The organism is Nocardia sp. CNY236, from assembly GCF_000482385.1.
GTDB lineage: Bacteria > Actinomycetota > Actinomycetes > Mycobacteriales > Mycobacteriaceae > Nocardia.
In genome coordinates, this window is sequence record NZ_AXVD01000020.1 from 122982 (window position 1) to 132789 (window position 9808).

Annotated in this window: 9 protein-coding genes and 1 pseudogene; 8 read left to right on the top strand and 2 right to left on the bottom strand. The window is 66.3% G+C overall.

Translation table 11 applies throughout. From position 1 onward, the window contains the following. Positions 1-171: 171 nt before the first annotated feature. Positions 172-477 carry a hypothetical protein gene (locus K940_RS0113405; RefSeq protein ID WP_028477974.1) on the bottom strand — a complete coding sequence of 102 codons (306 nt, stop codon included), beginning with the start codon at positions 475-477 and terminating at the stop codon, positions 172-174. A 140-nt stretch (positions 478-617) separates the two neighbouring features. After that, on the bottom strand, positions 618-1268 hold the full coding sequence (locus K940_RS0113410; protein ID WP_051407158.1) for a GntR family transcriptional regulator: 651 nt from the start codon (positions 1266-1268) through the stop codon (positions 618-620). 240 nt (positions 1269-1508) lie between these two features. On the opposite strand from K940_RS0113410, the gene K940_RS0113415 reads away from it, so the two are divergent. The 8 genes and pseudogenes from K940_RS0113415 to K940_RS0113450 form a co-directional block, all read left to right on the top strand. Beyond that, entirely contained in the window at positions 1509-2636 is a 1128-nt protein-coding gene (locus tag K940_RS0113415) for a TIGR03364 family FAD-dependent oxidoreductase (protein ID WP_028477976.1), read from the top strand. Between the two features lie 10 nt (positions 2637-2646). Further along, entirely contained in the window at positions 2647-3336 is a 690-nt protein-coding gene (locus K940_RS0113420) for a phosphonatase-like hydrolase (protein WP_028477977.1), read from the top strand. A 97-nt stretch (positions 3337-3433) separates the two neighbouring features. Then, entirely contained in the window at positions 3434-4480 is a 1047-nt protein-coding gene (locus tag K940_RS0113425) for a 2-aminoethylphosphonate ABC transporter substrate-binding protein (RefSeq protein WP_051407161.1), read from the top strand. Position 4481: 1 nt separating this feature from the next. Then, positions 4482-5642 (top strand): annotated as a pseudogene (locus K940_RS28200) (ABC transporter ATP-binding protein); the annotation flags it as partial. Positions 5643-5746: 104 nt separating this feature from the next. Then, positions 5747-6640 (top strand): 2-aminoethylphosphonate ABC transporter permease subunit, encoded by an 894-nt coding sequence (locus tag K940_RS0113435; RefSeq protein ID WP_036528490.1) that lies wholly within the window; start codon positions 5747-5749, stop codon positions 6638-6640. Positions 6641-6643: 3 nt separating this feature from the next. Continuing rightward, positions 6644-7441: an iron ABC transporter permease gene (locus tag K940_RS0113440; RefSeq protein WP_028477980.1), complete on the top strand. Its 798-nt coding sequence runs from the start codon at positions 6644-6646 to the stop codon at positions 7439-7441. A gap of 155 nt (positions 7442-7596) precedes the next feature. Beyond that, complete coding sequence (locus tag K940_RS30785; RefSeq protein WP_028477981.1) at positions 7597-8733, top strand: hypothetical protein; 1137 nt, start codon at positions 7597-7599, stop codon at positions 8731-8733. 592 nt (positions 8734-9325) lie between these two features. Beyond that, on the top strand, positions 9326-9808 hold a 483-nt coding region (locus K940_RS0113450; RefSeq protein WP_196812194.1), incomplete at its 3' end, for a beta-ketoacyl synthase N-terminal-like domain-containing protein.

The following is a 9808-nucleotide window of genomic DNA, read 5'->3' on the forward strand; positions in this document are numbered from 1 at the left end:
ACCGGTGTGACCGCCGCACAGTATGACCGTGACATTCGGAGGCCAGACCCGAGGATAGAAGTCACGCCGACAGGTGGCTCGTTGCAGAACGGCAACATTTCCCCGACTTCTTGTCGCCGGGTAACAAAGCCGGCAGCGTCAGCCACTGCTTTCCGGGCTCGACTCGGCTCCTTACGACAGCTCATCCGCTGTCGCAGCGAAGGTGACCTCATGCCGGTCGAACGACATCACCCCTGGGTGATTGGCGGCGATGGCGTGCACTATCTGTTGCGCGACGGTGTGTGCGGCCTCCCGGGACGCCAGACCGTCGGCCAGCACTCTCGACGTCCTGGTGTGGGCGAAGACACTCGCGCTGATTTGAAACGTCTCGCCGGTACCCTCCTGCACCCTGGTGATCGCGAGCGCGATGACTTGGTCGGCGCGGATCCATTCCTCGTCGCCTCGATCGATGATGCGAATCCACAATGCGCTGGACATCTGCACGCTTCCCTTCGAACCGGATCGATGTGGCCGAAGTGTCGCACACGCTCGGCCCGGTGCGGGGTATCCCGAGATATCGGCTGGCATGTCTTCGCGACCCGCCGGCGCGGGTGGTCAGCGACGGTCGCGCACGACGGCTAGCGGCCCAGCCGCGCCTGGAAAGCGATGCGGTCGCCCCGATACAGCGCGCGCACCCGCTCTATCGGGGCATCGTGATCATCGACGCTGCGGCGATTCAACAACAGCAACGGCAACGCAGTGGTGCACTCCAGCAGCGCCGCTTCGCGCGGCGAGGCCAGTACCGTCTCGATGCGCTCCGTAGCTGCGGCGAACTCCACGCCGGATGCCCGCACCGCGGTATACAACGACGTGGTCGGATCGTAGTGTTCGCGCAGCCCGGCGAAGCGCGGCAGTGGAAGGTAGGTGCTCTCCAAACCGATGCGCTCACCGTCCGCGAGCAGCACCCGCTCGAGATGCATGACCACGGTGCCGACGGGGAGACCGAGATCACGGCCGGTATCGGCGTCAGCCGGGACGTCCTCCCAGGTGACCACGATGCGGCCGGGGACTCTGCCCAGGCTGAGCGCGCCTTCGGTGTAGGAGCGCAGCGACAACGGCTGCACCATCTTCGGCCGGGACACCACCGTGCCGCGTCCCTGCCGGCGAACCCGCCCTTCCACCATCAGGTCGCGCAGTGCCTGTCGGACGGTTTCGCGTGACACGGCGAAGCGGACGGCCAATTCACGCTCGGAGGGCACCGCGTCGCCCTCGTCGAGTTCATCGAGCATTGCCTCCAGCTTCGTCCGTACCAGATACGGCTTGCTCAGACGCTCTGGGAGTCGACGTTCTGGGAGTCCTGGTTCCACACGGCCACAATATGTTTCGGCACTACCGGTCTCCGAAGCCACTCCAGTCCGCGGCGCTTGCTCCATGTCGTCAGCCTACCCGCGATTGGTCTATACCAATTGTTTACCTGACGTTTTCACAGGAAACACCAATAGGTCTAGACCATTGATCACTATCGAGCCATGCGATTGGTCATCATTGGAGGCGGAATCCTCGGCACAGCACACGCTGTGGCCGCGGTCGACCGAGGACACGACGTCGTTCAGTTGGAGCGCGAGCCCGAAGCGCGCGGGGCGACGGTGCGCAACTTCGGCCTGGTCTGGGTGTCCGGGCGGTCGGAAGCCGAGCTGGACCACGCCCTGCGCGCCCGAGCGCTGTGGGAGAAGATCGCCGCCGAGGTGCCCCGTATCGGATTCCGACCCGCTGGTTCACTGACCATGGTGCGCACACCGCAGGAGCTGGCCGTGGCCGAAGCCGCCGCAGCCGGCTCCAGCGCCGAAGCGCGCGGCTTCACGCTGCTCGAACCAGAACGCGTCCGTGCGCTCAACCCCGCGCTTCGCGGCACATTCCTTGCCGGACTGCACTGTTCACAAGACGCTGCCGTCGAGTCCCGGCAAGCCCTCCCCGCGCTGCGCGACCATCTCACCGCAACCGGACGCTATGCCTTCCACCCTGCCACCGAGGCCCGTTCGGTCACCGACACCGAATCGGGCGCGACGGTGCGCGACGACCACGGCCGCACATTCCATGCCGATGTGGTCCTGGTCTGTCCCGGCGATGCACACAACGGCCTGACCAGAGAGTTGGTCGGCGCCATCCCCGTACGGCGAGTCCGGCTGCAGATGATGCAGACCGCCGCGCTCGGTGAGCCGCTCACCACCGCTGTCGCCGACGGTGACAGCTTTCGCTACTACCCCGGATACGCCGGCTCCGCCCTGGACACGCTGAACCGCGACCAAGCGCAGACTCCGACCGCGGCCGAACACAAGATGCAGCTGCTGTGTGTACAGCGCCTGCACGGCGGGCTCACCATCGGCGACACCCACGAGTACGCCGAACCCTTCGCGTTCGACGTCGACGAAGCCCCCTACCAACACCTCGAGTCGGTCGCCGAGGAACTACTCGGCCGCAAGCTACCACCCATCGTGCGGCGGTGGGCGGGCACCTACAGCCAGAGCCTCGATCCGGACACCATCGCCACCCGCGCACAGGCCGACCGTCATGTCTGGGTGATCACCGGGCCCGGCGGCCGCGGCATGACACTCAGCACCGTCATCGGCGAGGACACCGCCGATCTGCTCGACCTCTGAGGGGAACGTCGTGTCGAAGACAATGATCGACCTCGCCGTCCTCGATATGGCCGGCACCACGGTCGCCGACGACGGCCTCGTCCTGCAGGCGTTCGACATCGCGGCCACCGAGGCCGGTATCGACGCCGAAGGCCCGCAACGCGACCACGCCCGCAAATACGTCCTCGACACCATGGGGCAATCGAAGATCACGGTGTTCCGGGCGCTACTCGGCGACGAGCACCGCGCGCAACTGGCGAACCAGACCTTCGAGCAGGCCTACGACCGCCTCATCGACGAGGTCGGCATAGCTCCGATTCCCGGTGCTGCCGAGGCGGTTTCGGCGCTGCGCGAGGCAAATGTCCGGGTCGCGCTGACCACCGGATTCAGTCGCGCCACTCAGGACCGGCTACTGGCCGCATTGGGCTGGACCGATATCGCCGACCTCACCGTGTCGCCGTCCGAGGCGGGCCGGGGACGCCCCTACCCCGACATGGTGCTGACCGCGGTATTGCGGCTACGCATCGACTCGGTCCATCGCGTCGCCGTGCTCGGTGACACCACCAGCGACATCGCCACCGGCCATGCCGCCGGCGCCCGCATCGTCGCCGGCACACTCACCGGTGCGCACGACGCCGACCGCCTGCGGGCCGCCGGCGCGACCCATGTCCTCGCCTCGGTGGCGGAATTCGCCACCGTGATCCTCGAGGAATGCAGCTGAAACCCGTCCCGAACCGCGTCCCTGCGGCATCCATCCCTTCGACAACGACATCGACGACGTGAAAGTTGCTCCTACCGTGCGCAATCTGCCCAAGAGCCTGTCCCGTGCCCTGACCACGACAACGTTGCTGGTCGCGGCCGCCACCACAGTGAGTTTCACCGCGGCATGCGGCGGCACCGGCTCCGGAGACACCGACCAACCGACGGTCACCGTCTACTCCGCAGACGGTCTGGAAGACTGGTACGAGACCCAGTTCGACGCATTCGAATCCGAGACCGGTATCGCCGTGAACCTGGTGACCGCCGGCTCCGGCGAAGTCGTCAACCGGGTGCAGAAAGAACAGTCCAATCCGCAGGCCGACATCGTGGTGACCCTGCCACCATTCATTCAGAAAGCCGACGGCGCCGGACTGCTGCAGCCACTGGGCGTGGACACCGCCGCCTACCCGGCGTCGGAGAAGGACCCTGATGGCAAATTCATCAGCCTGGCCGGCAACTATCTGAATTTCATCGCCAACTCCTCGATGGACCCGTCCGGTCTCACCTGGGACGATTTACTGAAGCCCGAATTCGAAGGCAAATTGCAGTATTCCACCCCGGGCCAGGCCGGGGACGGGACCGCCGTGCTGATCCTGCTGCAGGCATTGCGCGGCAAGGACGGAGCGCTGGAGTATCTGAAGCAGTTGCAGGTCAACAATGTCGGCCCCTCGGCCTCCACCGGGAAGCTGCAACCCAAGGTGAGCAAGGGCGAATTGCTGATCGCCAATGGTGACATTCAAATGAATATGGGCTCGATCACCGGCAAGGGCTCGAATTTCGAAATCTTCTTCCCGGCTTCGGCCGACGGCACGCGGCACACCGTGGCCCTGCCGTACTCCATGGGCCTGGCCACCGGCGCTCCGCAGGCCGACGCCGCGCGCACTCTGATCGAATTCTTGCTCAGCAAAGAGGTTCAGCAAACGCTGGGTCCCGACGCCTTCGCCGTCTCCGGCCGGACCGATCTGGCCGACGCACCGACGACCGGCTCCACACCCACTCCGGCCTCGTTGCTGCACGGCGTCGAAGTCGTGTACCCGGACTGGAACACGGTTGTCGCCGATCTCAGCAGCGATATCGCCGCATACGAGAAGGCAATAGGAGGCTGAGATGGCCCGCGGCGTCTCGCTCACATCGTCCACGGCTTCCGCATCTCTCGCCCACGCATCGAGTGCGACCGAACCCGCTATCGTCTTCGACCGGGTCGGGGTGAGCTACGCCGCTGGTCGCAAGACCACCGTCGCCCTGGCCGACTTCACTCTACGAGTCGCCGCGGGAGAAACGGTCGCGCTGCTCGGTCCGAGCGGCTCGGGGAAGTCGACCGCACTCAAGGCATTGGCCGGCTTCGTCCGCCCCACATCCGGCACGGTTCGCTTGGCCGGGCGCGATGTCACCGGCCTGTCCCCGGCCAAACGCGGTATCGGCGTCGTCGTGCAATCTTATGCACTGTTCCCGCACTTGACCGTGCACGGCAATGTCGCTTTCGGTCTGAAGGCACGCAAAGTGGCGCGCAGGGCCATCGATGAACGGGTACGGGAAGTGCTCGCCATGGTGGGCATGGCCGACTACGCCACCCGACTGCCACGCGAACTGTCCGGTGGCCAACAACAGCGCGTGGCCATCGCTCGCGCCCTTGCCATTCGGCCCAAGGTGCTGCTGCTCGACGAACCGCTCGCCGCACTCGACGCACAGCTGCGCCACTCCATGGTGGGTGAGCTTCAACAACTGCGCGGCGCATTGCCGGACACCGCCATGGTCTATGTCACCCACGATCAAGCCGAGGCGCTGGCCCTCGCCGACCGCATCGCAGTCATGCGCGATGCCCGGCTGGTCGACGTCGATACCGCCGAGAATCTCTGGCAGCGCCCGCCCAGCGAGTTCACCGCCGCGTTCCTCGGCGGCGCGAATCTGCTGGGGTGCACGGTGAACCGCGTATCCGGCGGTGCCGCACTGGTCACCGTCGGGGGGCACACCGTGCGCGCCGTCGCCCCGACGCCAGGGGTGGGTCACGCCGGCTGGGAGCCGGACTCACCGGCACTGCTGTGCGTTCGGCCGCACACCGTCACCACGACGGCAGCCGACGAACGCGACACTCTGCGTGCCACGGTACGGTCGGTGGCCTGGCGCGGACCGACGACCCGCGTCGAGCTCGAGGTTGACGATCTACCCGACCCGCTGCTGGTCGATGTGCCCGGTCATGCCGATACCCCGGTCCATGCCGCGGTCGGCGTTCGCCTCCCCGATCCGGCAGGCGTGCTCATCCCCCGCCCCGTCGGCAATGGCCGCCCGACCGATGGTTCACCACTCGATCCGGGCCGTGACCGGTCCGCCACCTCCGGTGACGACAGTCGACCGGCGCACCACCAGAGGGCGATGTGAGAACGGCGCTGCTCGAACGCCCCACCGAACACCGACCGGCGCCGACCCGCGTGCAGCAACGTGCCTGGCGCCCGGTGCTCTGGGTGGCGCCGCCGGTGGCGGCGGTCCTCGTCATCGCGGTCTACCCGATCCTGCGTGTACTCACCGAGTCCACGGTCACTCCGACCGGGCGCGGCACCGCAGTGTGGTCGTCGGTATTCGGATCCGAACAGTTTTGGCATGCGTTGCGTCGCACCATCACCATCGCGACGATGTCCACCGTCGGGTGTCTGCTGCTCGGTACCTTCGTCGCGGTGGTGCTGGCGTTCGTACCCTTTCCCGGATCCGTGGTCGTCGGCAGGCTCATCGACACCGTCCTCACTCTGCCGTCGTTCCTGGTGACCCTCGCGTTCACCTTTCTCTACGGCACGGCCGGGGCGGTCAACGCGCTGATCACCGAACTCACCGGTAGGCAGACGCCGATGCTCGACTTCATCACCACCCCCTTCGGGGTCGTTGCCGCGGAGATCACCTTCTTCACTCCCTTCGTGGTGCGTCCGTTGCTCGCCGCGTTCGCACGGCTGCCGCGCGAGCAACTCGATGTCGCCGCCAGTCTCGGCGCCCCGCCGTGGCGAGTGTTGTGGCGAGTGGTGCTACCACAGGTGTGGCCGGCGCTGGCCGCGGGCGGCAGCCTGGTGCTGTTGCTGACACTCAACGAATTCGGCATCGTGCTGTTCACCGGCGCGAAGGGCGTACTCACCCTGCCCGCGCTGATCTACACCCGCGGCATCGTCACGTTCGACCTGCCCCAGGCCGCGGTACTGGCCTCGGTGCAGGTGGCGCTGTCGCTCACGCTGTATACCGGCTACCGCCTGCTCTTCGCGCGCCTGTCCGGACCGAAAGGACGCTGACCGATGCTGGTATGGACCAAGACCGGCCGGGCACTGGTACTGACGGCATTCGCGCTGGTGGTCGCGATCGTGTTCATCGCGCCGATCGCGACCGTGGCCGCCGCGGCACTGGCGGGCAGTTGGACCGGCCCGTTGCCCACGGACCTCGGTCTGGCCAATGTGCGTCGAGCACTGTCCGAGCAGGACGCGGCCAGCCTCATGGTCAGTCTGCAAACGGCGATTCTGGCCAGCGGTTTTGCTCTCGTTCTGGGTACCTGGGCGGCACTGGCGGCGGCCCAGGCGCCGAAGTGGTGCCGTACGTTCGCCGATGCCGTGTTCCATCTGCCGGTCGCGGTACCGTCGGTAGCGATCGGGCTCGGGGTGCTGATCACCTTCAACGAACGGCCTCTGCTGTTGGGCGGTACCAAGTGGATCGTCATCCTCGCGCACACGGTGCTGGTGCTCGCCTACGTCTTCAGCGCCGTTTCCGCCGCGCTCGGACAGCTCGATCCCGCCTATCATCACGTCGCACAATCGTTGGGCGCCGGCCCGATCCGGATCTTGTTCCAGGTGACGCTGCCGCTGTTGCTTCCGGCGCTCGGCGCCGCGGCAGGACTGGCGATCGCACTGTCGATGGGCGAACTCGGTGCGACGATCATGGTGTATCCAGCCACGTGGCGAACCCTGCCGATCACGATCTTCGGTCAGACCGATCGTGGGGAAGTCTTCCACGCAGCCGCGTCCACGTCCCTGCTCGTGTTGTTGACGTTGGCGTCCCTGGTTCTGCTCGGCCGGATTCGCGGTCGTGCCGCTCTGCGGTGAACGACGCGTCCGACACGCCACCGCGACCGGGCAGGACGCAGATTCCGCCGGCCTCCACAGCCGGGATCGGCGCCACAGCGACGAGCGAGGCAGGCCAATCAATGCCCACGGCGGTGACGAACCTCCTGTAAGAGCGTCCGAGTAGGGGTGAGCATATGCCGGTCACAGTCGGAATATCTGCGGAGCAGACCGTGGTGCGTGGGGTGATGCTCTCGTTCCCGGCGCAACCGAACGAAGGACCGACGGTGCTACGGGAGGTCGAGCAGCCGGTGGGAGAGTCGGTGGCCGCATCGGTCGCCGCAACCTTCGACGCATTGGCCTCCGCGGCGGCGGGCACCCCGATCGACGACGTGGCGATCGCCTACCGCACGGCGGCCGAACGCCGCGCGGTCGTATCGCAACTTCCCGCGCAATCGGGGCAATCGCCGACCCTGGTGTCGACGAAGGCCGCATTGCTGGCGCTGCTCGGCGATCTGCCCGAACCAGCGAAGTACGGCACCGTGCTGATGCTGGAAGTAGCCCCCGCGAACACCTCCTACCTCGTGGTCGGTCCGCGGCGAGACGAGATCCTCGCCTCGGACTCGTGGTCGTTGAGCGTCCTGGATGCCGGTACCGCGGACCAAGCGGCCAAGCGAATCCGACCGGCCCTGGACGCAGCCGGTATGGACCCGTCCGCGGTGGTCCTGTGCGGCTCTTCGGCGGGAGATCCGGACATTGCGGCCGCACTGCGACGTGCGCTCGACAAGCCGGTGATCGCAGGGCCCGACTTCGTGTATGCCGCCGCCTACGGCACGGCATTGGTGGCTGCCTCCCGGTTCCGGAACGCCACGGTGGTGGAGGCGCCCGCGGCCCCTCGTCGGCGAACCAGACGAGCACTCGCGATCGCGGCCGCAGTCGCTACGGTGCTCGGCGGAGTCGCGATCGCGATCCTGGCGATGCGCGAAGACCGACCGTTGTCGACCTCACCGACGCCGGCGTCGGCAGCGGCGGTGCCCTGGAAAGCATCCACCACCTCCGCGAACCCCGAGCCCGTACCGCCCCCGGTCGAGGTTCCGGACCCGCCACCTGCGCCAGCGCATGCGCCTCCCGTTGCCGTGCCCGAGGAAACTGCCGCACCGCAAACCGCTGCGCCGCCTCGGCCCGCGCCGCCGGCGACCGTCGCGACCCCCACCGACACGTATCTGTTTCCCGGCGAGGCTCCGCCTCCACCGTGGAACGCCCCGCCCGAGGTCGTCCATGCCTGGTGGGACAACCACGCGAAACTGGTGAGACACTGGCTGCACGGGCGCTGACCTCGCCCCGCCGAGCCGAAACCAGGAGTAGGGCATTCCGACTCGCATCCTCCAGCACAGGGGTTTGCATCCGCCGCAAAGCGGGCGAATGCGGACCGATCGATCGAACCCCCACGCGTGCAGGCGGTTCGATCCTCCGGCAGCGAACCCGCGCCGAGGGAATGTGCGTGACTCGATCATGATGTCGGGTCGAGGATGAGACGACATCGAGACCCGGTGGTTCGGGGTATTCGTGCGGATTTGCCGGTATCGGTTTGCGTAGTGTGCCTGCTTTGGGATGCGCTGTGTCGAATTTGTTTCCGAGACGAACGGTTCGACAGTTGTTCGAATAGCAAGATCTAAAATAACGAGACGCTCACAAAGAAAACTGCGGCAGCCATTTCGATATATTTCTCGCTGCCGATTTTATGCATTGCAATATGACCCCTCCGTGGTAGATTGCCCATCAGCGCCGAGCGACCGAATTGTCGTGTCGCTCCGACCTAATCTGACGGAAGTACCCAATCTGACGGAAGCCCGCGTCTAAAGATCCGCCGCCGCGGCCGATCGAGGACACGTGGGCAGAGTAAATTCGTGTCGGCCAGGAGTCATGATGTCTGATATCGCTATCGTTGGAATCGGATGCCGCTATGCGGGTGGTATCGAATCTCCTGAATCGTTCTGGGATCTCGTGCTCAACAAGCGCGACGGGGTTCGTGAAGTCCCGTTCGAGCGGTGGGATTGGCGGCGTTTCTACGATCCGGAGAAGCGGGCGCCTGGGAAGATGTATACGAAGCGGGCGGCGTTCATGACTTCTGATCCGTGGGCGTTCGATCCGGACTTCTTCGGTATCTCGCCGCGGGAGGGAGCGGCGATGGAGCCCCAACAACGGTTGGTGTTGGAGGTGGCGTGGGAGGCGTTCGACGACGCCGGGATCGCGGGCCGGATCGGGGGTGCACCGTTGGGGGTGTATGTGGGGGCGTTCACCCTGGACCAGTTGGGCATCCTGGGCACCCAGCACGCGATCGTGCATGCGGACATGCACACCTCCTCGGGTGCGTCCTACACGATGATCTCCAACCGGTTGGCGTATGCG

What these genes read in the sequence shown, in the direction of transcription:
- K940_RS30785 (WP_028477981.1), top strand. Translation starts at nt 7,597, where the DNA reads ATGCCGGTCACAGTCGGAATATCTGCGGAGCAGACCGTGGTGCGTGGG.
- K940_RS0113405 (WP_028477974.1), bottom strand. Translation starts at nt 477, where the DNA reads ATGTCCAGCGCATTGTGGATTCGCATCATCGATCGAGGCGACGAGGAA.
- K940_RS0113440 (WP_028477980.1), top strand. Translation starts at nt 6,644, where the DNA reads ATGCTGGTATGGACCAAGACCGGCCGGGCACTGGTACTGACGGCATTC.
- K940_RS0113410 (WP_051407158.1), bottom strand. Translation starts at nt 1,268, where the DNA reads ATGCTCGATGAACTCGACGAGGGCGACGCGGTGCCCTCCGAGCGTGAA.
- K940_RS0113415 (WP_028477976.1), top strand. Translation starts at nt 1,509, where the DNA reads ATGCGATTGGTCATCATTGGAGGCGGAATCCTCGGCACAGCACACGCT.